Here is a 26,168-nt window from a genome sequence, read left to right on the forward strand (position 1 = left end):
CCCTGCACCCCCTCAAGGACATGCCGTGGTGATCACACATTCACCGATGAACTATGGGATCGTCGTTCCCAAGCCAGAGATTAAGACCGATCCTTTTATCTCACGCCGCACTGAGGGCGAGGTTGGGTGAGGGAAACCAACTACCAATAGGATTCGCGGAATTCGCGGTAGAAGTTTACGGTATACTCGAGACCTTGGCGCAAACTCGTGGTTGGCTGCCAACCCAACACCGCTTGAATCCGGCTGTAGTCGCTATAGACGCTGCCAATGTCGATGCGGGCTTTTTCAGGGGGAAACGGCACGAGTCGATACGAGCCAGTTCCAGCAACTTCCGTCAAGGTCGAAATCAATTGCAAATGGCTAATTGGCTCAGGGCCGCCGAGATTAAACACCTGACCATCGGCAGCCGGATTCATGGCTGCTAACAGAAAAGCTTCAACTGCATCATCAACATAGGTATAATCACGCTGTTGCTCGCCATCGCCATAAATGCTAATCACTTCGTTATCAAGTGCTTGGCGCACAAACCAGCCCAAGGCAGTTTGGCGAGCATGGCGGACCAACATGCGCGGCCCATAGGTATTGGTCATGCGCAAAGCACAAGCCCGAATCCCATAGACATTATTATACAGAATGTGATACCACTCGCCCGCCATCTTGTTAATGCCATTGACATCGGTTGGGTGCAACAAATGCTGCTCATCAACAGGCACGTAATCGGGGCGGCCATAGATTTGGCGGGTGCTCGCAAAAACAATTTTAATCGCTGGATTATTGTGGCGACAAGCCTCTAAAATTGAAAGCTGCGCCCGACAATTAATATCCAAGTCGTTGAAGGGATTCTCCATTGAATCAATATGGCTAACCTGACCAGCAAGATTAAACAGATAATCCTGGCCTTGTACCAGATATTGCAACGAATGCTGATCGCGGACATCGGCAATGTTAATCCGCACTTGTTCAGCCAAGCCATGGACATTGGCCATATTGCCGCCATACTCAGCAACCAATGAATCAACGATCACAACTTCAGCGCCTAATTCGACCAAACGAAATGCGAGATTCGAGCCAATAAAGCCCAAACCGCCAGTAATCAAACAACGCTTGCCACGAAATGCCTGCTCTAGCACACAACCTCCATAAATAGCCGTTAGCCCGCGTCGCGCCCAAGAGCACGTTGGCGAGCAGCTTGTTCTTTAAGATGTTTGCCAAGGATGACCAACTTCCACCAAAGCTGCAACAACTGAATCAGCGTGCGCCACAAACGGGGGAAATTGAAAAACTGCGATTTGCCATAGGTGCGATGATAGTGATGGACTGGCACTTCAGCAAAATTAAACCCAGCATCTTGTAATTTTTTGACCAATTCTAAGCAGATTGTGCCGCTATCGGATTCAAGATTGACTACATCGAATACTTTGCGGCGAATCAGCCGAAAATCACAATCAACATCACGTAATTTAAAGCCAAATAAAAATTTGACTCCATGGTGATATATGCGGCCAATAATTTTACGATGCAATGGATCAGAACGGGCAATCTTATAGCCGTTGACAATATCAACCTCAGGGGTCAGCACTTGATACAAATCGCGCAACTCGTTGGGGTCGTATTGGGCATCGCCATCGGTATAAAACACCAGATCTTTGGTTGCCGAGGCAAAGCCTGTGCGTAACGCTCCGCCATAACCGCGGTTTTTGGGGTGGTGAATTGGGCGGAAACGTGGATATTTGGTGGCTAAATCATCAAGCACTTGCGCGGTATAATCGCTGCTACCATCGTTAACCACGATCACTTCATAATCATCGGTGAGTTCGGGTAAAACGTGAAATGCTGTAATCACCAAGCTACCAATGGTGCCAGCATCATTATAGGCAGGGAAGAAGACCGAAATACTTGGACGTTCGCTGGTCATTTATGATCCTTTGACTGGTTGTTAATCGTTTTGATCACTGTCAACAGCAGCGATTATAGCAGAAAGCGCCGCCTTTGCCGCCATACCTTGGTGTTAATTGGGCTACTTTGGCTTTTACAGCGTTGCGATTTAGCTGCGGTTAAACGAAAATCGCGAATGCTACGGCATTGTAGCATTCGCGATTCGTCAGATCAGGCTAGGATGATGGCTTAGCGCACGCGCCCACGTTGGAAGAGATTTACAATCCCAAGCAATACAACGGCACCAATCAGCGAGGTCAAAACGCTCCACAAATTGAACACATTAGCGGTCACGTCGCGGTTGATCAAAAAACCGCCAATGAATGCCCCGATAATCCCCACCACGATATTCAAAACTGTACCTTGTTGAGCATCGGTGTTCATAATTTTGCTAGCAACCCAACCGATCAATGCGCCGAACAGCAGCCATGCAATCAGTGAAAGCATTGTTAATTCCTCCAAATAATTATTTTAATAAATCAGTGCTTGTATTTTTTATTCAAAACTTAGCGGACACGGCCACGTTGGAACAGGTTTACAATCCCAAGCAATACAACTGCACCAATCAATGCTGTGAAGACGCTCCACAAATTGAACACATTACCAGTCACGTCGCGGTTGATCAAAAAACCGCCAATGAATGCCCCAATAATCCCGACCACAATATTCAAAACTGCGCCTTGTTGAGCATCGGTGTTCATAATTTTGCTAGCGACCCAACCGATCAATGCACCGAAGATAAGCCATGCAATAAGTGATAACATTGTTGATTCCTCCGTGTGATAATTTCAATAAGTGCTTGTGTTGACTACTGTTATGCTTATGCAGAAAGTGTGCCAGCATTCTTTTTTCAGTAGTCGTAGATTGTTCATTGATTGTTCAATCTACGTATCGTTCTACTGTTATGCTTATGCAGAAAGTGTGCCAGCATTTTTCTGTTTGCAATGTTCAGTCTGTCGTTCTGAATTGGAGTAAATGCAGAAAGTGTGCCACGGAGGAAAATCAAAAGGCAGAAATCAAAAGGCAAATGTATGAGGGATGAAGGATGAAGATAAGATTGAAGGTAGAAGGTTTTAACGCAGAGCCGCAGGGCGGAATATGGCTAGAGGCTGTAGGCTTTTGGCTATCGGAGATTGGCTGGAAATACCAATAGTTGTTCCGATAGCCCAGAGTCTATAGCCATATCGCCCTTCGTGCTCTTCGTGTTCTTCGTGGTTAAAAATGATTCCTAATCAGGCTCAAAACCTAAAATATCAATCCGTGAATTGCTCAACACAACCCAATCGCCAGTTTGTAGTTGCTCGTTAGGTAATTTGGCCACATTTTGGCCAGTCAAGGTTGTGCGCAGGCCAATGCTGCCAACGCCGACAGCAATAATTGCCTCGACATAGCTGACTGCATAGCCCAAATCGTCGCGCCGCTCCCAGGTTATTAAATCTTGGATGCAGCCATAAGCCAAAGGCATAGTGCTCAGTCCATTACCAACCTCTGGCTCGATGCCCATGCGTTGGGTATCGGCTGGCTGCAAAGCGACGCGGCTCAGTTGAAATACCAACCGAGCCGTTCCATAGCGCCCAGCGTGGGACTGATTCACATGATTATGGCGATCAACCACGCCTAAGCGAACTTGCTTGAAACCGAGCACAATTAAAGGCAAGAAGCGCTGGCCGCTCGTATGCATGCGACCTGGAATCAATTCTTCGAAGCACGAATGCAGTTGTAACGCTTGAGATTTGGGAAAACGCATTAGCTTCGACTCCCTAATTGCTTGAGTTTTTCAGCGGCGGCAGCAATTGTTTCGGGCTTTTTGGCAAAGCAAAAGCGTACCATCCCTGATTGATAGCCATCGTGGTAAAACGCTGAGGGTGGAATTGCCGCCACGCCAATTTCGCTAATCAGATAACGGCAAAATTCTGCATCATTCTCCCAGCCCAAATCACGAATATCAGCCATTACGAAATAGGTGCCTTGCGGCGGCAACACATACAATCCAGCATCGCGCAAGACCTTCACCAATTGCTCGCGGCGGGCATTATAAAATTGCAATAGTTGGCGTTCATAGGGTTCGCCAGCGTTTAAACCAACCACCGCTGCTGCTTGCAAGGGCGTGGCACTGGCAAAGGTCACAAATTGATGCACCCGCCGAATTGCCTCAGTTAATGAATTGGGGGCAATTGCATAACCAATTTTCCAGCCTGTGACGCTAAAGGTTTTGCCAGTGCTACTGATGGTGATTGTACGATCCCACATGCCGGGCAAGGTGGCAATCGAGCAATGCTGATAATCCTCAAACACCAAACGATCATAAACTTCATCGCTGATCACCAAGAGATCATGCTCGATTGCAATCGTTGCTAATTGGCTCAATTCGGCCCGCGACCAAACCTTGCCTGTGGGATTATGCGGCGTGTTCAAAATAATCGCCTTGGTTTGGGGAGTAATTGCGGCACGAACTTGAGCAAAATCCACATCCCAGCGTGGCTCGTGCAAGCGAATATAACGTGGTATGCCTCCCGCCATCAGCACATTCGGCGGATACGAATCATAGAACGGCTCGAAAATCAAAACCTCATCGCCAGGGTTAATCAACGCCATAATTATGGCAAACATAGCTTCAGTTGCCCCGCTAGTTACGGTAATTTCAGCGTCGGGGTCAACTGAGGCCTTGCTATGACGTTCCCATGTCCGCGCAATCGCCGCTCGCAAGGTTGGCAAGCCAGTGCTTGGCGCATATTGATTGAGATCAGCGTTGATAGCGCTACAAGCAGCATCTTTTAAAAATGCTGGGCCAGCAAAATCAGGAAAGCCTTGGCCGAGATTAATCGCTTGATAACGCGCAGCCAAAGCACTTATTTCACTAAAAATTGATGTACCAAAGCCAGCTAAGCGATTGGCGGATTTGGGATGCACAACGAGCCTCCTAGCCTGTAATCACAACTTTACCAGCGCCGCCTTCGGTGGCCACGCGCACAATTCCGGCGAGATCATCAAGCGCGACAGTGGTATCAACATGCGGCGCTAAACGGCCATCGGCAAACATTGCGCTGACTTCAGCGATCAATTTGCCAATTGCTTGCGGGGTTTGGCGGTTGAGCCAGCGGCCCAGCCAAAAACCACGAATCGTCGCTTCGCTAAACACAATCCGGCCATCAACTTGAATTGGCTCGCCGCTCAACAAACCATAAATAATCAGTTGGCCATAAGCTGCTAAAGCATTGACGACGGCTGTACCAGTTTCGCCAGCCACCGCATCGATGGCCTTGCCAATGCCTTTTTGGCCGGTAATTTCCTTCCAGCGTTTGGCCAAGTCGTCGCCAGGCAGGGTAATTACGCCGAGCGCACCAGCATCAAGCAAGGCTTGGGCTTGCTCGGGTTTGCGCACCGTTGCAACCACTTTGAAGCCACGGACTGCGGACAATTGCAACATTGCACGGCCCAAGTGCGAAGCGCCAGCGGTTACCAGCACAGGCTCATCGGGCTGCAACTGCAACTCATCGCTCATAATCCAGGCGGTCAAATAGTTGACCCAGGTACAAGCAGCTTGGGCATCAGTGAGGGCAGCCGGAGTTGGCACTAAAAACTGCGGCTTGACCACGGCATATTCGCGCCATGTGCCAGCAGTCCCAACCGCACCGAGCATCAGGATAACCCGATCGCCAACATCCCAACCAGTAACGCCCTCGCCGAGCGCCGCGATCACCCCAGCGGCCTCATTACCTGGGACAGATGGCAAGCTTGGGCGCACCCCATACGTCCCTTGGATGGTGTAGACATCGGATGGATTGATTGACCGAGCAGTTAGGCGGACTAAGACCTCGCCAGCGCCAGCGGTTGGGGTTGGTTGTTCGACCAACTGCAACACATCTGCCAAGGCTCCAAATTCATGAAACTCAATCGCTTTCATGGCATCCCTTTGGCATAAAACACACATCGGCGTGCTAAAGCATATCGTACTCCCCCATGGGGTGACATGTCAATCAATATCTAGGAGTTGCAGGCCGTTGGAGCATGCTGCACTAAAGCGCGATCAAGGCCAGCAAGCTCCTAAAATAGCCCATTGGAATGGCCAATTCCCCCCATAGGGATATACTAACAGAGGACTAATAAAACATTGACAAAAGCGAAGCCAACTTGTAGTATAATTTCAATGCGCGGCATTGATAATTATGTTCATCTGCACATGCTCGCGACACCTCAATTAATGTGTGTGTACTCATGAGCAGGGCACAATATCAGCCCACATTTGGATAGTGATGGTGGTAGCAATTGACAACCTTCCACAGAGCTTGGCGGTACGCAACAAATCGTATTAAACGAGCATCGGTTCAGCGGTGGCTGTGGTTTTTTGTCGTTGCACTAGGGATGGTAGGCTGTACCCAACCGGGTGGGTTAAATCTTCAGTCGTTGACCCAAACTCCTGCCAATGCGACGGTTAGCGGGTCGAACCCAAGCACTCAACCAAGTAGCCCATCACAAACCAACGTTACTGGTCAGCCAACCCAAATTCAGGTGCCAACCGTGGTTGTGGATGGCCCGACCAGTCAGGTTAATTCGACTAGCGTACCCGTTGAGCCAAGTTCAGTTGTGCCAACGGTTGTACTAACCCCACCACCAAGCGGAAACGCCGCATGGGAGGCTCAAAAAGTTGATGTTCAACAATTTGCTGAGCCAATCGCCTATGATGCCCCTGGGGCGGTCATGCTTTGGTGGTATGACCCAATATCTGGCCAGTATGTTGGCCTTGGCTGGGTTCGTTCACCACTCATCGCAAGCGGCGAGTTCCGATTGCGCTGGAGTGCTTTAGCTGCTTTAGCTATTCCCTATACAATTAACGTCGATTATGGCCTGAGCTTGGAACCAAGCGTGATTCAACGGATTCGACGTGCTGGCTATAGCGGCGATGTTATTGAAACATTTGTCTATCTTGCGCCCGACATTACGCCACAATAGGGCAGAAGGAGACTCTACATATGAGCAGTCGGTATTTAGAAATGGTTCGCGGTCAACGTCGCAACCGAGGAGGAGGTTTTCAGTTTACGGCGAAAACCCTCTTGGTTGTGCTGGCCGTATGTGCCATGGTTGGATCGGCTGTGTATTGGTGGGGCATTCAGAGCGTTCTAACACCCAATAAAATGATTGCTGGCTCCTTTACATTAATTTTGGTCTTAGCACCGCCCAGCTTGGTTAGCTTTCTCATCCCTTGGTCGCCAGCAGGCATGCTGTTGCAAAAGATTAACGCTCGGACGCTCGGCTATGTTGTGGTCGTCGTTTGTGCCTTGATCTTGGTGTATTACTCGTTCACCTTGCAATATCAATGGTGGGGAACCCAAGCCGTCGTCCAAGATAGCAATATTGTCTTGTTGCAGGTTTTGGTCGGGTTGATCGGCTTTATCTTTATTCCAGCATTGTTGTGGACACCCGTCAGCAGTGAAGAGTTGGTCGAACAGATTCGCCAAGCTCACTTGGTGCGCCGCTACGAGTTGCAAACCCAAGCCGATATCGCTATTTTACGCAATACATTGCTCCGCGCCCAAGAGAAGGCGCTGATCGGTTTTGCTAATTTGACCGTCCAAGAAAAAGAGGAACTAGCTTCGGTTATGCGTGGCTTGGTGCGCGGCATCGACACGACCATGAAGGAGCTAGCTCAGAGTGTTAAGGCCGTTAGCGGAACCGTAACACCCTTCGCCGCGTTAGAAGATAACGAGGATATCAAGGGGTACTTGGATTATGTGGCCGATAGTTTGATGGATACTTCCATGAACCCTGGCACAAAACCAACCAATACCACTTCGATGGATCGCTCGCCCATGGATCGACCTGGCGGTTACTCACGCTAGGTTTTAACTTAATACAAACCCTTGGAGGTGGCCGATGCGTGGTCGCTTACACTCGACTGACGAACGTTTAATCGATGATGACTTGACTGAACTAGCCGACGAGTTGTCGATTCGGCTCTATGCAACAATGGGGCATCGAGTCTATTTGCTCAGTCGCCCTGATATTATCCAGCTCACCAAATCGTATATCGACGATTTGCATCCCGAAGATCAAGATGCAATCTGTTGGTTGATTTGGGATCTCTTCCAAGAAGGCATGCAGATGGAGTTTGGTTAGACCCAAACCCAAGCTGAATGATCAACGCCGCTTTCGCAATGAAAAGCGGCGTTTGTGCTTTTGCCCCTAAAGCATTCTGGCTCACGCTTGCGTAGAATCCAGCAAATGCTTTATCACGATTGTGGGGATTATGCACGTTTACGCTCGTATCGATATTGAATGGTCGGCAGCACCAGCCCTCATCCACGCTAGCCTCGCTGCTCGACAAGGTTGGTTGTTGGGAGCTGTTATCGCTGATCGCTGGCTTTGGGCTGATCAAACTTGGCAGATTACTCCAAACCATAGCTCGCAACGCTTGCATTGGCAAGCACAGAGCATCACGCAACCAAGCCTCAAAGCCGATTTGCTGCTCGAATTGCTGGATAGTGTTTCCAGCACTCACGTTCGGGCCACCTTGCATGTTGAATGGCCTAAAACCACGTTTAAATTATGGCGCTATTGGCAACGCCGTCGCTGGTTACACAACGAATTAACCAACGTTTTGCAACATTGGCGCGACGCTTGGACAACCCAATCCACGCCAAGCGACCAACTTGCCCAAAGCCATCCGCGCACATGGCAAGCTTTCCACACCATGAATGCGCTCGATCAACTCCAACGGATTCAAGCACTCGATCGACGTTGGCAGCAATTTGAGCATGGCCAACTGCCCAACTTGCCCTATAGCCAGACCGATCAATTGCCCAAGGCTGATCTGGCGGTCGATTTGGTCTATGCTGGCGGCGGCTTGGGCTTGATTCATGCCACGCTGATGGCTCGCAAAGGGCTAAATGTGCTGGTGTTTGATCGGCATCAGGTTGGTTGCGCTCATCGCGAATGGAATATTTCGCAGGCTGAACTTGAACGCTTAGTAGCAACTGGCTTTATCTCGTGGGAAATCCTCGAACGCCAGATTATTATGGCGCGTTACCACGATGGGATTGTGCGCTTTCACGCGGCTGGCTCTGCCGTTGCTCCTGCCGAATTACACTTACCCGAAGTATTAGATATTGCGCTCGATGCTGGTGCGTTGCTCGATTATGCCCGCCAACAGTTTCTGGCTGCAGGCGGCATTATTTGGGATAACACCAGTTTTGAGCATGTCTATCACGATCCAAAGCAGCAACAAACTGTCGTAGCCGTGCACAAAGCAGATCAAACGCAACTGATAGCTGCCCGTTTGCTGATCGATGCTATGGGTGCAACCTCGCCATTAACCCTGGCAACCCAACCATTTGCTGGCATCTGTCCAACCGTTGGCACGGTGCTTAGTGGCGCGGAGCATGACCAAAACTTGGGCGATATTTTGATCAGCATTGCCGATACCCAAGCTGATCGCCAACTGATTTGGGAAGGCTTTCCAGGCCGTGAGCATGAACTGACGGTCTATGTGTTTTACTATGATCAGGTTGGAGCCAAAGCCAAATATCGCCATTCGCTGCTGGATTTATTTGAAGATTACTTTGAACTCTTGCCAAGTTATAAGCAGCTTCAAGCGAATGCTCAGCATCTCCGTCCGGTTTTTGGCTATATTCCAGCGCGTCATGCCTTGAACAAACCTAAACCTTTGGCAGGCGTTTTGGCTTTGGGCGATGCCTCAGCCCAACAATCGCCGTTGACATTTTGTGGCTTCGGCTCGTTTGTCCGCAACTTAAGCCGTACCACCGATTTGCTCGAACAAGCACTTGAACAAGCGTTGCTTGCCCCTCAGCAGCTTAGTTTGATTAGCGCCTATCAAAGCAATGTCAGCATGAATTGGGTATTTAGCCGTTTTATGACTCCATGGGGTCGCCCGCAAGATGTCAATGAGCTGCAAAATGTCTTTGCTCATGTGCTCAATCGCTTGGGATACGACCTCGCACGGCGCTTTTTCCAAGATCAAATGACTTGGCACGATTATAATCGGGTCGTCTTAGGCACGCTGGCCTTCTACCCACGGATTATGCAAGTTGCTTGGCAAGTGCTTGGTTGGCGCGATTGGCTGCGCTGGATTGGCGATTGGCTGCGATTTAGCCGCGCAGCATTCATTGCCCAGTTTGGTCAACAATTACCAAGTTGGTTGGTTGGCCGCTTGCCTAAACCATGGCTTTTTCAGTACAATGCAGCCTATGCCGAATGGCGAGCGATGGGTTGGCTCAAATCTAGCCCTGAGCATCAAAGCCAAGCGCTTGGTTCACAACCCTCAATCAAGCAATTTGGCTAGCTCTTTTTTGGATTGGCTCACGTTGTTGTTTTTTGGCAGCAACTATTGAGAAGTGTGTATGCGACGTTCGCCACTTGCTCGGATTCGCAATGCCCTGCTGATTGGTTTGACGATTTCGTTATTGCTGATTGCAGGCGGTTTGGCATGGTTCTGGTGGACATTTGATCAGGCGCAGCGTCAAGCCCGTGCGATCAGTCCCAACGAACAACTGATTATTTATAGCGTAATTGGCGCGGCGGCGGTGGTTGGGGCATTAACCACCCTGATTATGACCATGCGCAGCGTGCGCCAAACCCGCAAACCATTTGAACAACTGCCAAGCGACTTCGACCCTGATCAAGCAATTGAATCGGGCAATTCGGGCGATCCGTTGATTGATAACACCTTGCAAAAAGTTGAGGCCTTGCGCAAAAATCTGTTGGATCGCCAAACCAGCTTGACCCAACAAACTAGCCAATTCCAAACGGTGCAAGCTCGCCACGAAGCGGTTTTCAAACTAGCCCGCTTGCTCAACAGCACCCTTGAGATCGAAACCTTGCTCAACGATTTTGTGCGTTCGTTGGTCAAAAAATTCGATCTTTCGTTTGTTGGCGTAGGCTTGATCGAAAATAGCAGCATTGTCGTGCGCCATGGTGTTACCCGCAAAGCCGAGCAAATCGAATCGACCTCGACGTTGTGGCTGGCGCTCAGCGCAGGGATTGCCGCCGAAGCTGCTGCCGAAAGCCAGATTATCATCAAACGCCAGCCGCCCTTTGATACTGCATTGCCCTCTCCCAGCACGGTTGGAACGCAAGTGGCTCACCCCTTGATGAATAGCGGCCATATTATCGGCGTGATGCTGAGCCAAAGCAGCCAAAAACTCGATGAAGAAACCCTCAATCATCTGCGTGATATTGCTGAATTACTGGCTTCATCGCTGAGCAATGCCCAACTATTTGCCAATGCCCGCGAACGCGCCACAAATTTGACGGCCATCAACGACTTGGCACGAGCAATTAGCACCTCACTCGATCTCAAGCGCATTTTGGATACCGCCCTGCAGCAAATTCGCCAGCTCATTCCCTACGATCAAGCCAGCGTTACCACCTATGATGTTGGCAGCAATATGTTTCAAGTGCTGGCGGCCAACGATGCCGATTATGGCATGTTGAGCGCTGGTCAAGAAACCGAGGGCAATGGCCCGTTGCGCACCGCCTATGAAGCGGGCCATCCGGTCTATATCGCCGAGGTTGAGCATCATACAGGCCAGCCCTTGCAATTACCCTTCGCCGATGAGGCTCAATCGCTGTTGATTCAGCCATTGACCACCGCCGATGTGCGCTTGGGCACGTTGAATTTGACCAGCCGCCGACCCAACGCCTTTGATGAACAACAAGTCAGTTTATTGGGTGGTTTATCGCACTTTTTGACCACTGCTTTGGTCAATGGGCGCTTGTATAACCAACGTGCTCAAGCCTTACAACAGCTTGAACAAACCCAAGATCACCTGCTATTTGTGGAGAAATTACGGGCACTCGGCGAATTGGCCAGCGGCGTTACCCACGATTTCAATAATTTGCTGGCAGGCATTTTGGGCAATGTGCAAGTTTTGATGGGCGAATTGCAAAACCCAGAGCAACGCGAAACCCTGCGGGTCATCGAACGTGCTGCCAAAGATGGCGCGGAAACCGTCAAACGAATTCAACGCTTTGCCCGCAAGGACGATGGCGAAATTGACGCGCCAGTTGAGCTACACGAATTGGCCGAAGATGCGCTCGACCTCACGCGGGTACGTTGGCGTAACGCCGCCCAAGAACAAGGTGTCAACATCGAACTCCAACGCGAAATTCTGAATGTGCCGACGATTCGCGGCCATGCTGCTGAATTGCGCGAAGTTTTGACCAACCTGATCATCAACGCCGTTGATGCCATGCCCAATGGCGGGATGTTGCGGGTAGCCACAGGTCAACGTGGCTCGGAAGTGTTTGTGTCGGTCGCCGATAGCGGCATCGGTATGAGTGAAGAAGTTAAAGCGCGGATCTTCGATCCCTTCTTTACCACCAAGGGCGAGCGGGGCAATGGCTTGGGGCTGGCGGTTTCTGCGGCGATCGTTTCACGCCATAGCGGGCGGATCGAAGTGCAAAGTATTGAAGGCCGAGGCACCAACTTCGCAATTTGGCTGCCAATGCTCGAAGTCGATTTTGCTCAAGTCGAGGCCACTGATGACGATGCGCCCAGCGTGCGCGGCAGCATCTTGATCGTCGAAGACGAAGAATTAGTGCGGATCGCGCTTAGTCGCATGTTGGCAGCCTGGGGCCATGAAGTTGTTAGCGCCGAAAGTGGCCGTGATGCCCTTGCTAAATTCCGGCCTGGCATGTTCGATTTGGTCATCACCGACCTTGGCATGCCCGATATGATGGGCTGGGATGTGTTGCGGCTGATTCGCGAACGTGAGCATGGCATCCGCACGATGATGCTCTCAGGTTGGGCACGCCAGATCGATCCGGCTGAAGCCAAATTACGCGGTGCTGATGTCGTGGTTGCCAAGCCGTTTGATCAAGCAATTTTGCGCACGACGGTGGCGCATTTATTGGCTGGTACGCTCGATCTTACACCACGGGTGATTGCCTAAACTAATCCCTCACCCCCAACCCCTCTCCCACTAAACGCGGGAGAGGGGAGTTCCGATAGATATCGGTAGGCAGGTTCCCTCTCGCCTCGCATGCGGGAGAGGGGTCAGCTTTCAAGGGTAGGTTTTAACGTTCCCTCACCCCCAACCCCTCTCCCACTAAACGCGGGAGAGGGGAGTTTCGATGGATATCGGTAGGCAGGTTCCCCCTCGCCTCGCATGCGGGAGAGGGGTGTTCTATATCTACCAAAGCATCGCAATTTAAATCAGTAACGATAATAACCCCAACGCCCCCGAACCAAGCACAACCGCCGCTGTCACCCACTTGGCCTTTGAGCGATACAGCACCCACAAGCTGAGCGCGGCAATTGCCAAAGCCAGCACTGCCGGAGCCACTTCACGCGGCCAAGCATCGAAAATGAGTTGGCTGGTGGTGACGGTAATTAAGCCAACCACCGCCGCCGTAATGCCATCAAGAAACGCATGGGTTGCAGCATTGGCGATAATTCGTTCGAGCCAGTGGTGGCCAACAATGGTAAATAAAAATGCTGGCAAAAATGTGCCTGCGGTTAAAGCCAATGCTCCAGCAAAGCCCCCGCCCAAATAGCCCACAAAGGTCGAGAAAATAATCAGCGGAGCGGGCAAAATGCCTGATAAGGCCACACCATCAATAAATTGCTCGTTGGTCATCCAGCCGCCAACGGTTACTGCATCGTGTTGCAAAAATGGAATGGCCGTGTAGGCTCCACCAAAAGTCAGCAAGCCTGTGCGCAAGCCATAGCCAAATAAACTGAGTACGCTGGGTGCAGCTAAAATAGCCACCGCCAACAATGGCACCCACGAGCTATGCAAACGAGTTCGGCCTAATTGAGGCTTTTGCAATAACCAATACATCACGCCGGCTAACAGCAAAATAGCAATAAAATGCACCCTCAGAAGTGTGGCTATTCCCGCGCCAAGTGCAATCGCCCAGAGCCAGCGATTGGTCAGAGCATGCTCGCCAATCCGATGGACTGCCCGAATAATTAAGGCTGCCACGGCTGGCTTGAAACCAAATAGGATTGCCCCAATCCCAACGGCGGTAATGCCATAGGCCACATAGGCCCACGAAAGCAACAGCATCAGCACAAAGCCAGGCAACATAAAGCCCAAACCCGCCAGCACTGCACCGATTCGGCCACGGGCAACCATGCCAAAGTAAACACATAATTCATGGGCTTCTGGGCCAGGCAAGGCTTGATAAACTGCTAGCACCCGATTAAAATGTTCGCGCTCAATCCACTGTTCTTCCTCAACCAACTCTTGACGAATCATGGCAATTTGGGCGACAGGCCCACCCCAAGCCAACAACCCAAAACGCAAAAAGCGCAGAAAAAGTCGCAGATACGATTCCTGTGGTGGACCAACCGATCCTGGCGCATCAGCCATAGATAGTTCCTTAGCAATCAGTCAATCGCTTGCATTGTATATTAAAATAGTACTTTACATAGCTTAGAGTACTATGCTATAGTCAGCTTGAGACTAGGTAACCTCGTCGCAACAACCCCACTTCAATCCATCTACACGTAGGTTGTTACCTATCCCCGACACCTAAATCACTACTCGTCAAATCCCTGGAGGCAGTGTGTATGGGTAACGAAATCGTCCAAATCGATTATCAGGAGGCCAATCAGCTAGCCCAACGTTTCTCGAAGCAACAAACCCACGTGCAGGCAATTTTGCAAAGCCTCAGGCAGACCATTCAAGCGCTTGAGAATGGCGGCTGGATGGGCGATGCAGCAACCGCATGTTTCAAAGAATTTCATGCCGAGGTAGTCCCTGCCTATACCCGACTCAGTAACGTCCTTGGTGAAGGCCAAAGTACCCTGCAAGGTATTGCAACGCTCTTTCGTCAGGCCGAAGAAGAAGCTGCCGCACTCTTCCGTGGCGAGTTTGCCGCCGCCGCTGGGGGTGAAAGTGGTATCGCCCAAGCCGTCGGTGGGAGTGGTGGCAACATTCAAGCCGACAATGGTGGTATGTATCAAACAGTTCAGGCATTTGCCACTAATTTAAGTGGTAGCGGTGGTGGACAAGGCCAAGCAAGCGAGCTAGAAACCCTCATCCGTTCGCTCAAAGATCAATGTGTAGACCCCAATGTTATTTTAGATGCAATTGCCAAGGCAACCCCAGCAGAACGTCAAGCGATTTTAAATGACCCTCAATTAATGGAATATATTCGCATCAGCGAAGGTACAGCTGCCGATGTCCTTACGGCGGCATTGCTCGAAGGAGCATTATTCTGGCCAGCTGGCTCAGGCCCAGCCAATAATGGGGCGATTCAATCTGATGTGATTAACCCTTTAACCGGAGAAGAACGAACTAATGATTTTGCACTTTGGATGCGTGGCGAAGCAGGGCCACCTGATCCGCTTAACGGCACGATGAATTGCTGGGAAGCAACCATGTATGCCGCCTATTTAAGTGGCGAAATCAGCGAAAGTCAATTACGCGAAATTCATCAAAACGCGGCTGATGCAGGCGCTGATTATTATAATGTGATTGAAGATGCCTTTGGTGCTGATAATCGCAGCACATGGCAATCAGGCGATCAACCAGCCGCAGGCAGTATTGTCTTTTTTGAAAGTGACGGTAGCCCACTTGCTCACGTTGCAATTGCTACAGGCCGAACAACCCCTGATGGCAAGACTGAGATCATGAGTTTATGGGTATTGCCTCAAGATTCAAATGGTAATTTTGTGCGATCAATGCAACGTACCACCATTGAAGATTTACAGGCCTCAATGGCCGACGCTGGCATTCCATTAGATCAAATTAGCACTTCACCCAATCCATGGGATCAGCCGAATGATTAGTTAGGATAGATCTGTGATTCCCTTATCGTACCGATTACGATTAATTCTGTGGCTAGCTGGTTTATTGCTGAGCAGTTGCACTGCGGCGATGCCCACCACGCCACAACCACAAGAGGGTTCTGTGATGCCTACGATCGAAACAACTCAAGCTACCAGTATCCTTGGCTTTATTCCATGGGGCGAGGCCGGATTAAAGCCGATCGATATTCAAACGTCATTGCCAAATCAGCCGCTTGGTCGGATGACACCTGAAATTGTGTTAGATACCCAGCAACAGCCATGGTTTTGGCTCGATGGTCGAATCATCAACGTTGATGATCAACGCTACTGGGAGATTAACCAAAGCGTCAAGGCAAACGCAACGGCGGTTATGCCAACCCCACAAGGCTTTGTCGTGGCCGTTGCCAGCCCACGCACGGTCGGCATTCAATTGCTCGATTTGAATGGCAAGCTGCTTTGGCAACACGACCGTCCATTTGAATTGCCCGATGAGCTTGATCAACGCCAACTGCTGTTGCAAGATGCAGATCGCGTCTGGTTGTATGCTGGCAACCGTGCAGGCTGGCAGCTTTGGGAAATTAACCTCCAAACGGGTGAGCTTAGCCCACAATTTGCTCAAAATACACCTGCCCCAAGCCAAATTTGGCTCTACGATGGCATTGTTATGTGGTGGAGCTACCAAGCAAGCAGCCAAACTCGCCAATGGCATCGGCATAACCTAGCCACCCAAACCACCAGTACCGTTGAACAATCGCCGTTAAATCGTTGGTTTGCCAACATTAAATCGGCTACGCCAACTGGTGGAGCCTTGCTCGTTACCACCAACGAGATTATTTGGATGGATGCTGATGGCCAAGAACAAAACCGCCTCACCAGCAATGACTTGTTGCCTCCAAGTTGGCAGCCAGCAACCTATTCGCTGATTCCAAGTCGGGCAGTTGTCAATGCCCAAGGCATGATGCTATGGCTCGGCTTTGATCAACAGGGTGTCTATTTACTCCAATCACCGTAACCAATGCCAGCCCGCCCCGCTACGTAGACGAACGCTCTACAGTGGGGCGGGCCAAACGCGGTAAATCCTCAATTCCATTATGCTTTTCAGCGCCAAACACCTAGAGATGGTGATAGCCTAATCGTGCTGAAACGAGTATGCTCCACAACCAATCAATGCGCATAAAACCACATGCCGACTTAATAGCCACGGAGCCGCTGTCTATGAGTGTGCCAATCGTTCAAATTCAGTACCAACAGCTCGAACAACTCGCCCAACGCTTCGCCAAGCAACAAACCCAGGTTCAAGCAATTCTACAAAGCCTCAGGCAAACTATCCAAGCGCTTGAACATGGCGGCTGGATGGGCGATGCAGCCACTGCCTGTTTCAAAGAATTCCATGCCGAGATCGTCCCTGCCTATTGCAAACTTCAGCATGTGTTTAGTGAAAGCCAAACCAGCTTAAACCAAATAGCCCAGCTTTTTCACGAGGCTGAAGCCGAGGCTGCCGGATTATTTCGGGGTGAAATGGCGCAAGCAGTCGGCAACGCTAGCCCTTGGCAGATCCTCAATCATCTTGAAACAAACCTATCCGAGCAACTCAGTCGCTTCCAACCTGAAACTTTAGAACACATGCTTGGTGCGATTGATCCTCAGTCATTTGATATCACTACGGTGCTGGCGCTGATTGAGAACGCCTCGCTGGTCGAACGTCAAGCTATTTTGCAAAATCCAGAAGTATTAAACTTAATCAGGGCCAGCGCAGGTGATCAAGCATATATCGTGATGGCAGTCCTTTCAATTGGATCATTCCGGTGGTTAGCTTCGCAACAAGGAGCAGATGGATGTATTGCGATCTTTCTCACAGACCCGCTAACCCATGAACCTCGAACTAACAATTTTGCCCAATGGATCTGCACCGTACCTAATTCTAATGAGCCTTCAAGCCAAATATCACCCCCAAATCCGCTCACTGGCTCAATGAATTGTTGGGAATTTGTTTTATTTTCAGCATTCTTGGGTGGAAATATCACCTATGACGAGCTTGATGCAGTCTATTCCGAGGTTGGGACACCAATCACGCTAGAAGAACACAAACAAGCAATTTATACTGCCCTTGGTGGTGAACACAGCACTGAGTGGAATCCCTGTAATGATATTCCTGCTGGCAGTATTATCTTTTTCGACGATGGCAGCAACCCAATCGCCCACGTTGCCATTGCGACAGGCCGTGAGATCAATGGGTCACCCGAGTTAATTAGTTTGTGGGATCGGCCAAACACTATCGATAGTGTGCAATTTACAACGATTGAGGCATTAAATGGCTCCGATTACACCATCAACGTTGCACCAAACCCTTGGCTGAACGATTAAGACTCAGCGTGGTACAATATTCAGCAGACTATTTTTAGCTGAAACGACGATCATTATGGATATTTTAGTCATCGCTTTTTATAAATTTGTCGATTTGCCCGATTTTGCCGCCAAACGCGAGCCATTGCGCGATTTTTGCAACCAACGCGGGATCAAAGGTACGATTTTGCTGGCGCACGAGGGGATTAATTCAACCGTTGCTGGCCCCGAGCCAGCCATGCGCGAATTGTTGGAGTTTCTACGCAGCGATTCACGCCTCGCCGATTTGGTTTGGAAGGAATCGTGGACCAACGAAATTCCTTTTCAGCGCATGAAAGTACGTTTGAAAAAGGAAATTGTGACCCTCGGCATGCCCGAAATCAACCCTAACGATGGGGTTGGCACCTATGTTGATGCCGAGCAGTGGAATGCGCTGATCAATGATCCCGAGGTGGTGGTGATTGATACACGCAACGATTATGAAGTTGAAGTTGGCACATTTCCCCATGCACTCAATCCCAAAACCGATTCGTTCCGCGAATTTCCGGCGTTTGTTGAGCAAAACCTTGATCCGCAGCAACATCCTAAGGTGGCGATGTTTTGCACTGGCGGCATTCGCTGCGAAAAAGCCACGGCCTATATGCTGCGCAAGGGTTTTCAAGCGGTCTATCATCTTGAGGGTGGCATTTTGAAATACCTCGAAACGGTCGAGCCAAGCGCCAATCAATGGCAAGGTGAGTGCTATGTGTTTGATCAACGGGTCGCGGTCGATGAGCAGCTCAAGCCAGGCCACTACGATTTGGATCAGCCAACGGGATTGCCCCGTAAGCGCGAGGAAGCAAGTTTATGACCGTGATCGCTTTAGCCGGAGCCACGGGCTACACCGGCCAACGGATTATCAGCCAAGCTGCCAACAATTCGGAGTGGCAAGTACGGGCTTTGGTGCGCCAAAGTGCCACTAGCAAAACTCATTTTCCCCTTGGCCAAGCCTTTGCGATCTGCGATTTTGCTGATCAAGCGAGTGTTGAGGCAGCGCTTGAGGGCTGCGAGGCGGTATTTCAAACGATCGGCACAACTCAAGCTCAATTTAATGCCGATGTCAGCTACGAAACCGTCGATTATGGCACAACCATCGCGTTGATCAAAGCAGCCCAAGCGCAAGGAGTTAAACGCTTTGTGCTGCTTAGCTCGGCGGGTGCAGGCTTGCCGCTCGGCTCATACTTGCGCTGGAAGGCCAAAACCGAAAAAGCTGTGCGCGAAAGTGGCCTCGATTGGACAATTCTGCGGCCTGCGGCGATTGTCGGGCCAAGCCGCCGCGCAATCCAACTAGCAAGCATGCCGTTTGCGCTGCTCAGCAAATTACCTTTGATTGGGCGCTTAGGCGCAATTATGCGGCCAGTTGATGTCAACGATTTGGCGTTGAGCTTTTTCAAGTGCCTCGCAGACGAAACCACGATTGGCAAAACCCTTGAAGGTCGCTCATTCTGGCGCTTGATTCGCTAATGAGGTAAACAATGCAACATCTACCAACTGAAGCTTTAATTGCCCGATTGCGAGCCTTACATCTTGGCTCAGCAGTTGAGCCAGCGCTCCAACTAGCGGTCGATCGCAATGCAGGGCGCATGCGTCCGCTGAGCGATCAGCCCTATTTGTATCATTTGGTAGAAGTTGCAGTGCAAATTGTCGAGGTGTTTGGCATTCGCGACGAAATTGCGACGGTGATTGCGTTGTGGCACGATTTGCTTGAGGATGATCAAATTAGCCGCGATGAATTGCTGCATTACATCAACACCCGCCCCGCTTTGGTACGGCTTGGCGATTTGTTGCCCTTGCTCGATGGCTTGAATCGGCATAACAAAACCACCGAACAATATTATTCAACGATTGCGATCCTGCCGCCGCAAGCATTTTGGGTCAAAACCAGCGATTTGTTGAGCAACACCAAGCCCATGCCATTGCTCGATTGGCAGCGGCTCAAGCCACGTTGGATCGCCAAATACAGTGTTGAACTAGCGCGTGAGGTGCTTGATGTTGGCCGTTTCGAACAAAAACGGGCTTATCCAACCATTCGCAATGCGCTGCTTGATGTGCAGCAACGGCTGATTAGCGGCCTGCAAAACGACGAGGATCGTTGGCACGAAATTGCGGCCTACGATCCTCGCTTTATCAGTTCGGCCCAACGCCTGCTTAATCTCGAACTAGGGTCACGAGCTTAAACGATTCGGCCAATTCGCATTCAACTCCGGCTTCACGCGCCGATTTGGCGGTAGCAACCGCCCAGTCGCGCATCATTTGCTCTGGCTCCCAATCACCCAATTGGCATTTGTGTTCGCGCAAAGCCTTGAGTTTGAGCTGAAAATCCTCTTCGGTCAAGCCAATCCAGGTATCAACCCGTTCGCCACCCATTAAATACACTTGCCGCACATTGTGGGGTTCCAGCCCTTCCGCCAACAAATCGGGGAAGATCAAACGGGTTGAAGCCGCTGGCATAATTGCCCCAAAAGTGGCATTGCCTGCCGCCACATGGTCGGGATGGTTCAAATAATCATCGCTGTAGCGAAATGATGGATCTTGGCAGACCACAATATCTGGTTTGTAGCGCCGAATCACCCGCGTGATGGCTTTGCGCAATTCAAGGGTTGGCTCCAATGCCGCATCTTCAAAGCTTAAAAATGTGACATCAGCACCAACATAGGCAGCGGCAGCCCGTTGCTCAGCTTGGCGAATCTCGGCCAAGCGTTCGGGAGTCATATTGGGGTCGCTTGAGCCATGATTGCCATCGGTGCAAAGACAAAAGTGAATCTGATGGCCTTCGCGATACCAGCGCGACAACGTGCCGCTACAGACAAATTCAGCATCATCAGGGTGGGCTACAACGACTAAAATCCGTTTGGGCGTAAATGTTTGCTCGCTCATGGATGACCTTTCGTCACACACTGCTCAGGGCAGTCCAAATTAGTTCCAAGCTTAATCATACGCCTTAAATGAGCGAGCAAGCGTGCGACTTTGGGCTTATTCTGACAATCTATAGCTTTTTGCTTCAACTCGGATTCGCCACCCTTCCGTCCCTCCCCTGGAGGGAAACGCAGGGGGTTTTCATCCCCCTGCACCCCCTAAAATATATTCCGTGGATTATTATCATCCCAAAATATTGCCTAAGAGCATTATGAACAAGTTTCAAAGCGATTGGGCTTATTCTGGCAAGTTGCTCCATTCACTATATACTTGATGGCGATCAAGCTCATAGTGTTTGGCCAGATGTTTGGCAGCTTTAGTTCCCGTCCAACCTTCAGCCCGCAAGCGTTGCAACTCACTCCGAATCAAATCCCAATCGACTGCGACTGGAGCTTCATCGGTTGTAACCGCAACTCCAAGTTCATTGGTTGAAGTGCTGCTTGGTTTGCGTTTGGCAGGCCGCGTGGCTCCGCCGATCATCAGCACGAACTCGCCGCGTGGCTCAGTCGCATTGAAATGGGCCAGCAATTCGCTGAGCGTGCCACGGACGAATTGCTCGTGAAGTTTGGTTAATTCACGCGCTACGGCAGCAGGGCGATCACCTAAAACGCTAAGAGCATCGGCCAAACTTTCGCAAATCCGATGCGGAGCTTCATACAGTACCAAGGTTGCCGGAATATCGACAACCTCGCTGAACAACGCACAACGCTCTTTGGAACGGCGCGGCGGAAAGCCCAAGTAATAAAAGCGATCGGTTGGCAGACCCGAAGCACTCAAGCCTGTAATTACCGCGCTTGGCCCAGGAATTGGCACAACCACAAATCCAGCCTCGATTACTGCGCCAACCAACTCGTAGCCAGGGTCAGAGATCGCTGGCGTGCCAGCATCACTAACCAACGCCACATCATCGCCGTTGGCCAAAGCCAGCAAAATCGTATTCAAACGGGCTAGTTTGTTATGCTCATGGTAGGCGATCAACCGCGTTTCAATCTGATAGCGTTGCAATAATTTGCGGGTGTGGCGAGTGTCTTCAGCGGCAATCAAGCCAACCTCTTGCAAAATTCGCAAGCCACGTGGGCTAATATCTTCAAGGTTACCAATTGGCGTGGCAACCACATACAGTACAGCCATAACCTTCCTTCGTCGCTAGTTTCCTTGCTCAATCTGATCCAACAGGCTATTCCACAATTGCATGCGTTCGATGCTACCGCCGATGTCGGGGTGATGCAACCGCGCCATGGCCTTGCGAATCGCTCGCGCTTCATCGGGGCTAAGTTTGGGCAATTGTTTAGTTTCAACACGAATGTGTTCGCTATCGTAGCGCCCAGTGTACCAACGTAAACGTTCGCACTCAACGGTTAATTCATTATTCTCACGAATCATATCGAGCATATTTTTAACAGTTTTATTATAGGCGTTCGACGTTTCGTTGAGCTGTTGCTGCACCTTCTCAAGCCGACGGCGCAACTCGCGATTAGCCAACTTGGCTTCATGCAATTCACGCTCCATACGCTGACGATCACGTTCGACTTGATATGCTTCTTCTGACTGCCGCAGGTCGGTCATAGCATACACTCCTCTTTGATGGCTTGAACGGCTATCGTAGGCCAGCCACATAGGTTTGTCTACTGATCGAATTGCCGATTGACTCGGGGTTGTCGCGCATGGTATCATGAAATCAGATAAGCCCCCCAACATTCCCACATAAACCTAAAATAAATAAGCGGAGCCAACGCCCCGCTGTTTTGTGCCGATCTCGCTCATATTAAGATGGCGATTTATCGTTGCGTAAACTCTTGAATGCCCCTGCGACCACTGCCAGCAGAAAGCCCAAAACTGCTGCTAGATAGCGTTGTTTTTCCAATGATTTAAAGCGTTCAGTGACAATAATTTGTGGTTTGCTGGCGGCCAATTTCGGTCGCGGCGTGCGCTGATCACGCGGCGAATGAGGATTACTCAGGCCTTGTTCAGCCCGAGCAGCGGCAGTCACGGCTACAGCATCATCATCGGGTTGCACGTGTGAGCCATACATATTGGCATAGACTTGGGTCAATTCAGCTCCAAAAAAGAGAATTTGGCTCGAATAATAGACCCACAACAGCACAATAATCAATGAGCCAGCCGCGCCAAACGTCGAGGCGGTGCTGCTGGTACTCAGATATTGACCAATCGCAAATTTACCGATGGTGAAGAGCAATGCCGTGAGTGCTGCACCAATCCAAACATCACGCCAAGCCATCTTAACATCAGGCAAAAATTTGAACAACAGGGCAAAAACGACGGTGATAATGCCAAATGAAACGATTAAATTGATAATCTGAAACACAATGCCAATCTCTGCGCCAAACAGCCAATTTTTGCCAGCCTCAAGCAATGTGCTGATAATCAGCGAAACTAAGAGCAAAAAGCCCACGCCCAGCACCATCGTAAACGAGAAAAAGCGCTCCTGGACGATGCCCCAAATCCCGCGCCTAGGCTTTGGTTGCACCCCCCAAATCGTGTTCATGGCATCTTTGAGCTGACCAAAAACGCCGGAAGCACCAAAGAGCAAGGTTGCCACACCAATTAATGTGCCGATAATGCCTGAGCGCTGGTTACTCGATTGCTGAATAATTTCGTTGATCGCTTGGGCCGCATCGTCATTAATTAACGTGGCTAATTGACGGGTAACCTCACCGCGAGCGGCCTCTTGATCAAACACCAAGCCAGCAATGCTAATTGCAATAATTAACAGTGGCGCAAGCGAAAATACCGTGTAATAGGCCAAGGCAGCCCCAAGCCGTGGCACTTTGTCATCGCCCCACTCTTTAAATGTTTGTTTAAATAAATTAATAATACTTGGCTGCATAGCTGCCCCCTGCTGATGGATTGGTTAATTCGTGCTCAACCAAGCAATTGCAACTCGTATACCACGAATGGGGCTAGAGGAAAAGGGGCAGCTTACAAGATTTTAACGTTCCCTCACCCCAACCCCTCTCCCACTGCGGCGGGCGAGGGGTGTTTGGTTTGGTGATTCCTCATCATCACATTTGCAACCTTGGTATCTTCATACTGCGGCAGGCGAGGGGCGTTTGGTTTAGTGGTTCCTCCTCGCCTGTTGAGTGGGCGAGGAGGTGAAGGCATGTAATTCATTGCCAACCCAATCAACCATTCTCCTTTGCGCTATCTTCTATGTTCTTATTTGCCTTCATAATTCATCCCTCATCCTTCATCGTTCATATTGGTGAGCATGCTATAATTGAGACTGATGTTTCAAAAGGGTTGAGTATAGATGTCGTCGCAAGCGTTATATCGAAAATGGCGGTCGCAGACCTTCGATGATTTGGTGGGCCAAAGCCATATTGTGCAAGCCTTGCGCAATGCTATTGCCGCCAATCGCATTGGCCATGCCTATTTATTTACTGGGCCGCGTGGGGTTGGCAAAACCAGTGCTGCACGGATTCTCTCCAAGGCGGTCAATTGCGAGCAAAGCGATCCGCGTTTGCGGCCTTGTGGCGAGTGCAGCACCTGCCGCGCAATTGCCGAAGGTCGGGCCGTCGATGTGATTGAGATGGACGCTGCCTCGCATACCAGCGTTGATGATGCCCGCGAAATTATCGAAAAAGTGCAATTTCGCCCAACCCAATTTCGCAAAAAAGTCTATGTGATCGACGAAGTGCATATGCTGAGCACCGCTGCCTTCAATGCGTTGCTCAAAACCCTCGAAGAACCACCTGACCATGCCATGTTTATTTTGGCGACGACTGAATTTCACAAAGTGCCAGCGACGATTCTTTCGCGCTGTCAGCGCTTTGTGTTCAATCGCCATACGATTGCTAACACAATTGCCCACCTCGAATGGGTCGCTGGCGAAGAAGGCGTTTTCCTTGAGCCTGGCGTGGCTGAGGCGGTGGCACGCGCAGCAACTGGCTCGATGCGCGATGCCATGAGCATCCTTGACCAGTTAATGGGCTATGGCGAACCGCAAATTCCATTGACTCGGGTGCAAAGTTTGCTGGGGGCAACCGCCTCGCGCGAGGTCGAAACCTTAGTCGCCGCCTTTGCCGCCGAAGATGTGGCCGCGGCATTAAGCGTGATCAACACGATTGCCGACCAAGGCGCTGATTTACGTCAATTCACCCGCGATGTGGTGAGCTACTTACGCGGCCTGATGTTGCTTAAATCGGGCGGAGCCGCCGATTTGCTTGATGTTGGGCACGACGTGTTGGCTACCATGCAAAGCCATAGCCAACAACTGGCCTTGGCAGCGATTTTGGCGTGGCTCAAAATTTTCAGCGGACTCGATCATCAACTACGCACTACGCCCTATGGTCAATTGCCCTTAGAAATGGCGGTTGTTGAAGCCTTGGTTGTGCCAGTGCCAGCTGCGGTGGCTGCACCAAGCCCAGTTCGCGGCACGGTGGCTCCGATAACGCGCCCGAATCCGGCGGTTGCACGCCCAGCTGAGCCAGCACCTGTCCAACGCCAAACCCCAACGCCAAGTGTGGTTACGCCACGCCCAGTCGAGCAACCAGTCGTTGAGCAACCACCACAGGCCGAACCAACGCCAGTGCCAGTTGCTGCTGTAGCAGCTCAACCAATGCCCGAAGCCGAGCAACATATCGTTTTGGCTGAATCGGAAATTTTGTTGGCCGAGGTCGAGGCGGTTTGGCTGCAAGTGATCGAAGATCTCAAGCCCTACAATCCGCGCTTGCAAGCGGTGCTCAAAAGCTGCGAACCATTGGCGCTTGAAGACAACACCTTGGTGATCGGCACACCCTCGCCATTCCATACCAAACAACTCGACGACCAAACCCAACGCCGGTTGATCGAAGATTTACTGGCCAAAGCGGTGAATCGGCAGATGTTTGTGCGCGGCGAAGAAGCCAACCGCGATCAGCAAAATCGTGCCCGTGATGCTCGTCGCCAGCGCGAAGAGATCATGAAAGATCATGTGGTCAAGGCTGCCCGTAATATTTTCGATGCCCGCATTGTCGGCGTGCAAGAGGATGGCAGCTAAATTTTAGGGCTTTATTTTGAATCGAGTTCGATGCGTATCCACTAATCGAACTTTTCTAGGGTACAGGGGGAAACCCAAGATCATAGGTTTTCCGCTGTGAACCACGGATCGAATGGTTCATCAAAGGCTGGTTGCCTATCACCAGTTGTACTTGAGGGGGTGCCGGGGGATTAAAGCCCC

General features: G+C 50.6%; 24 protein-coding genes. 12 read left to right on the forward strand and 12 right to left on the reverse strand.

The window, feature by feature from the left end; all coding sequences use genetic code 11:
• Window positions 1–140: 140 nt before the first annotated feature.
• The 7 genes from DEF47_RS09930 to DEF47_RS09960 form a co-directional block, all read right to left on the reverse strand.
• Complete coding sequence (locus tag DEF47_RS09930; protein WP_012191426.1) at window positions 141–1,130, reverse strand: GDP-mannose 4,6-dehydratase; 990 nt, start codon at window positions 1,128–1,130, stop codon at window positions 141–143.
• A 20-nt stretch (window positions 1,131–1,150) separates the two neighbouring features.
• A complete protein-coding gene (locus DEF47_RS09935) occupies window positions 1,151–1,915 on the reverse strand; it encodes a glycosyltransferase family 2 protein (protein ID WP_012191427.1) in 765 nt (254 codons plus the stop codon).
• 209 nt (window positions 1,916–2,124) lie between these two features.
• Window positions 2,125–2,382 carry a GlsB/YeaQ/YmgE family stress response membrane protein gene (locus DEF47_RS09940; protein WP_012191428.1) on the reverse strand — a complete coding sequence of 86 codons (258 nt, stop codon included), beginning with the start codon at window positions 2,380–2,382 and terminating at the stop codon, window positions 2,125–2,127.
• Between the two features lie 59 nt (window positions 2,383–2,441).
• The gene (locus tag DEF47_RS09945) at window positions 2,442–2,699 is read right to left on the reverse strand and encodes a GlsB/YeaQ/YmgE family stress response membrane protein (protein ID WP_012191429.1); all 258 of its coding nucleotides are present in this window, start codon (window positions 2,697–2,699) and stop codon (window positions 2,442–2,444) included.
• A 464-nt stretch (window positions 2,700–3,163) separates the two neighbouring features.
• Window positions 3,164–3,682, reverse strand: coding sequence for a hypothetical protein (locus tag DEF47_RS09950; RefSeq protein WP_012191430.1), 519 nt, complete (start codon window positions 3,680–3,682; stop codon window positions 3,164–3,166).
• The gene (locus DEF47_RS09955) at window positions 3,682–4,845 is read right to left on the reverse strand and encodes a methionine aminotransferase (RefSeq protein WP_012191431.1); all 1,164 of its coding nucleotides are present in this window, start codon (window positions 4,843–4,845) and stop codon (window positions 3,682–3,684) included. Before DEF47_RS09955 ends, DEF47_RS09950 begins: the two co-directional genes overlap by 1 nt.
• Before the next feature lie 10 nt (window positions 4,846–4,855).
• Window positions 4,856–5,839 carry a zinc-dependent alcohol dehydrogenase family protein gene (locus DEF47_RS09960; protein WP_012191432.1) on the reverse strand — a complete coding sequence of 328 codons (984 nt, stop codon included), beginning with the start codon at window positions 5,837–5,839 and terminating at the stop codon, window positions 4,856–4,858.
• Window positions 5,840–6,339: 500 nt separating this feature from the next.
• Between DEF47_RS09960 and DEF47_RS09965 the strand changes: the two genes are divergently transcribed.
• The 5 genes from DEF47_RS09965 to DEF47_RS09985 all read left to right on the forward strand — a co-directional run bounded on the left by DEF47_RS09965 (window position 6,340) and on the right by DEF47_RS09985 (window position 12,842).
• Complete coding sequence (locus DEF47_RS09965) at window positions 6,340–6,885, forward strand: hypothetical protein (RefSeq protein WP_287045115.1); 546 nt, start codon at window positions 6,340–6,342, stop codon at window positions 6,883–6,885.
• Window positions 6,886–6,905: 20 nt separating this feature from the next.
• On the forward strand, window positions 6,906–7,772 hold the full coding sequence (locus DEF47_RS09970; RefSeq protein WP_012191434.1) for a hypothetical protein: 867 nt from the start codon (window positions 6,906–6,908) through the stop codon (window positions 7,770–7,772).
• 34 nt (window positions 7,773–7,806) lie between these two features.
• On the forward strand, window positions 7,807–8,049 hold the full coding sequence (locus DEF47_RS09975; protein ID WP_012191435.1) for a hypothetical protein: 243 nt from the start codon (window positions 7,807–7,809) through the stop codon (window positions 8,047–8,049).
• Between the two features lie 130 nt (window positions 8,050–8,179).
• Window positions 8,180–10,231: an NAD(P)/FAD-dependent oxidoreductase gene (locus DEF47_RS09980; protein WP_012191436.1), complete on the forward strand. Its 2,052-nt coding sequence runs from the start codon at window positions 8,180–8,182 to the stop codon at window positions 10,229–10,231.
• Window positions 10,232–10,289: 58 nt separating this feature from the next.
• Complete coding sequence (locus tag DEF47_RS09985) at window positions 10,290–12,842, forward strand: hybrid sensor histidine kinase/response regulator (protein WP_012191437.1); 2,553 nt, start codon at window positions 10,290–10,292, stop codon at window positions 12,840–12,842.
• Window positions 12,843–13,100: 258 nt separating this feature from the next.
• Here the strand turns inward: DEF47_RS09985 and chrA are convergent, their stop codons facing one another.
• A complete protein-coding gene (gene chrA / locus DEF47_RS09990; RefSeq protein WP_012191438.1) occupies window positions 13,101–14,267 on the reverse strand; it encodes a chromate efflux transporter in 1,167 nt (388 codons plus the stop codon).
• Window positions 14,268–14,467: 200 nt separating this feature from the next.
• Here chrA and DEF47_RS09995 point away from each other — a divergent pair, with 200 nt between their 5' ends.
• The 6 genes from DEF47_RS09995 (at window position 14,468) to DEF47_RS10020 (ending at window position 20,250) form a co-directional block, all read left to right on the forward strand.
• Entirely contained in the window at window positions 14,468–15,691 is a 1,224-nt protein-coding gene (locus DEF47_RS09995; RefSeq protein ID WP_012191439.1) for a WXG100 family type VII secretion target, read from the forward strand.
• Between the two features lie 124 nt (window positions 15,692–15,815).
• On the forward strand, window positions 15,816–16,703 hold the full coding sequence (locus DEF47_RS10000; RefSeq protein WP_012191440.1) for a hypothetical protein: 888 nt from the start codon (window positions 15,816–15,818) through the stop codon (window positions 16,701–16,703).
• Window positions 16,704–16,906: 203 nt separating this feature from the next.
• Window positions 16,907–18,055 (forward strand): WXG100 family type VII secretion target, encoded by a 1,149-nt coding sequence (locus tag DEF47_RS10005; RefSeq protein ID WP_012191441.1) that lies wholly within the window; start codon window positions 16,907–16,909, stop codon window positions 18,053–18,055.
• A 55-nt stretch (window positions 18,056–18,110) separates the two neighbouring features.
• A complete protein-coding gene (trhO, locus tag DEF47_RS10010; protein ID WP_012191442.1) occupies window positions 18,111–18,884 on the forward strand; it encodes an oxygen-dependent tRNA uridine(34) hydroxylase TrhO in 774 nt (257 codons plus the stop codon).
• Window positions 18,881–19,537 (forward strand): SDR family oxidoreductase, encoded by a 657-nt coding sequence (locus tag DEF47_RS10015; protein ID WP_012191443.1) that lies wholly within the window; start codon window positions 18,881–18,883, stop codon window positions 19,535–19,537. The genes trhO and DEF47_RS10015 overlap by 4 nt, the downstream gene beginning before the upstream one ends.
• An 11-nt stretch (window positions 19,538–19,548) precedes the next feature.
• Window positions 19,549–20,250: a hypothetical protein gene (locus DEF47_RS10020; RefSeq protein WP_012191444.1), complete on the forward strand. Its 702-nt coding sequence runs from the start codon at window positions 19,549–19,551 to the stop codon at window positions 20,248–20,250.
• Here DEF47_RS10020 and DEF47_RS10025 read toward each other — a convergent pair.
• The 4 genes from DEF47_RS10025 to DEF47_RS10040 form a co-directional block, all read right to left on the reverse strand.
• Window positions 20,222–20,950 carry a PIG-L deacetylase family protein gene (locus tag DEF47_RS10025; protein WP_012191445.1) on the reverse strand — a complete coding sequence of 243 codons (729 nt, stop codon included), beginning with the start codon at window positions 20,948–20,950 and terminating at the stop codon, window positions 20,222–20,224. The genes DEF47_RS10020 and DEF47_RS10025 overlap by 29 nt on opposite strands.
• A gap of 276 nt (window positions 20,951–21,226) precedes the next feature.
• On the reverse strand, window positions 21,227–22,120 hold the full coding sequence (rsmI, locus tag DEF47_RS10030) for a 16S rRNA (cytidine(1402)-2'-O)-methyltransferase (RefSeq protein WP_012191446.1): 894 nt from the start codon (window positions 22,118–22,120) through the stop codon (window positions 21,227–21,229).
• A gap of 15 nt (window positions 22,121–22,135) precedes the next feature.
• Window positions 22,136–22,555: a hypothetical protein gene (locus tag DEF47_RS10035; protein WP_287045116.1), complete on the reverse strand. Its 420-nt coding sequence runs from the start codon at window positions 22,553–22,555 to the stop codon at window positions 22,136–22,138.
• A gap of 199 nt (window positions 22,556–22,754) precedes the next feature.
• On the reverse strand, window positions 22,755–23,837 hold the full coding sequence (locus tag DEF47_RS10040; RefSeq protein WP_012191448.1) for a YihY/virulence factor BrkB family protein: 1,083 nt from the start codon (window positions 23,835–23,837) through the stop codon (window positions 22,755–22,757).
• 423 nt (window positions 23,838–24,260) lie between these two features.
• Here DEF47_RS10040 and dnaX point away from each other — a divergent pair, with 423 nt between their 5' ends.
• Window positions 24,261–25,988, forward strand: a complete 1,728-nt coding sequence (dnaX, locus tag DEF47_RS10045; RefSeq protein ID WP_012191449.1) for a DNA polymerase III subunit gamma/tau — start codon at window positions 24,261–24,263, stop codon at window positions 25,986–25,988.
• Window positions 25,989–26,168 lie beyond the last annotated feature (180 nt).

This window comes from Herpetosiphon sp. (genome assembly GCF_003512625.1).
GTDB classification, from domain to species: Bacteria; Chloroflexota; Chloroflexia; order Chloroflexales; family Herpetosiphonaceae; genus Herpetosiphon; species Herpetosiphon aurantiacus.

Excerpts from the sequence above, each read along its gene's own strand:
- DEF47_RS09935 (WP_012191427.1), bottom strand. The coding sequence starts at position 1,915 with ATGACCAGCGAACGTCCAAGTATTTCGGTCTTCTTCCCTGCCTATAAT.
- DEF47_RS09940 (WP_012191428.1), bottom strand. The coding sequence starts at position 2,382 with ATGCTTTCACTGATTGCATGGCTGCTGTTCGGCGCATTGATCGGTTGG.
- DEF47_RS09945 (WP_012191429.1), bottom strand. The coding sequence starts at position 2,699 with ATGTTATCACTTATTGCATGGCTTATCTTCGGTGCATTGATCGGTTGG.
- DEF47_RS09950 (WP_012191430.1), bottom strand. The coding sequence starts at position 3,682 with ATGCGTTTTCCCAAATCTCAAGCGTTACAACTGCATTCGTGCTTCGAA.
- DEF47_RS09960 (WP_012191432.1), bottom strand. The coding sequence starts at position 5,839 with ATGAAAGCGATTGAGTTTCATGAATTTGGAGCCTTGGCAGATGTGTTG.
- DEF47_RS09970 (WP_012191434.1), top strand. The coding sequence starts at position 6,906 with ATGAGCAGTCGGTATTTAGAAATGGTTCGCGGTCAACGTCGCAACCGA.
- DEF47_RS09975 (WP_012191435.1), top strand. The coding sequence starts at position 7,807 with ATGCGTGGTCGCTTACACTCGACTGACGAACGTTTAATCGATGATGAC.
- DEF47_RS09980 (WP_012191436.1), top strand. The coding sequence starts at position 8,180 with ATGCACGTTTACGCTCGTATCGATATTGAATGGTCGGCAGCACCAGCC.
- DEF47_RS09985 (WP_012191437.1), top strand. The coding sequence starts at position 10,290 with ATGCGACGTTCGCCACTTGCTCGGATTCGCAATGCCCTGCTGATTGGT.
- chrA (WP_012191438.1), bottom strand. The coding sequence starts at position 14,267 with ATGGCTGATGCGCCAGGATCGGTTGGTCCACCACAGGAATCGTATCTG.
- DEF47_RS09995 (WP_012191439.1), top strand. The coding sequence starts at position 14,468 with ATGGGTAACGAAATCGTCCAAATCGATTATCAGGAGGCCAATCAGCTA.
- DEF47_RS10000 (WP_012191440.1), top strand. The coding sequence starts at position 15,816 with ATGCCTACGATCGAAACAACTCAAGCTACCAGTATCCTTGGCTTTATT.
- DEF47_RS10005 (WP_012191441.1), top strand. The coding sequence starts at position 16,907 with ATGAGTGTGCCAATCGTTCAAATTCAGTACCAACAGCTCGAACAACTC.
- trhO (WP_012191442.1), top strand. The coding sequence starts at position 18,111 with ATGGATATTTTAGTCATCGCTTTTTATAAATTTGTCGATTTGCCCGAT.
- DEF47_RS10015 (WP_012191443.1), top strand. The coding sequence starts at position 18,881 with ATGACCGTGATCGCTTTAGCCGGAGCCACGGGCTACACCGGCCAACGG.
- DEF47_RS10020 (WP_012191444.1), top strand. The coding sequence starts at position 19,549 with ATGCAACATCTACCAACTGAAGCTTTAATTGCCCGATTGCGAGCCTTA.
- DEF47_RS10025 (WP_012191445.1), bottom strand. The coding sequence starts at position 20,950 with ATGAGCGAGCAAACATTTACGCCCAAACGGATTTTAGTCGTTGTAGCC.
- rsmI (WP_012191446.1), bottom strand. The coding sequence starts at position 22,120 with ATGGCTGTACTGTATGTGGTTGCCACGCCAATTGGTAACCTTGAAGAT.
- DEF47_RS10035 (WP_287045116.1), bottom strand. The coding sequence starts at position 22,555 with ATGACCGACCTGCGGCAGTCAGAAGAAGCATATCAAGTCGAACGTGAT.
- DEF47_RS10040 (WP_012191448.1), bottom strand. The coding sequence starts at position 23,837 with ATGCAGCCAAGTATTATTAATTTATTTAAACAAACATTTAAAGAGTGG.
- dnaX (WP_012191449.1), top strand. The coding sequence starts at position 24,261 with ATGTCGTCGCAAGCGTTATATCGAAAATGGCGGTCGCAGACCTTCGAT.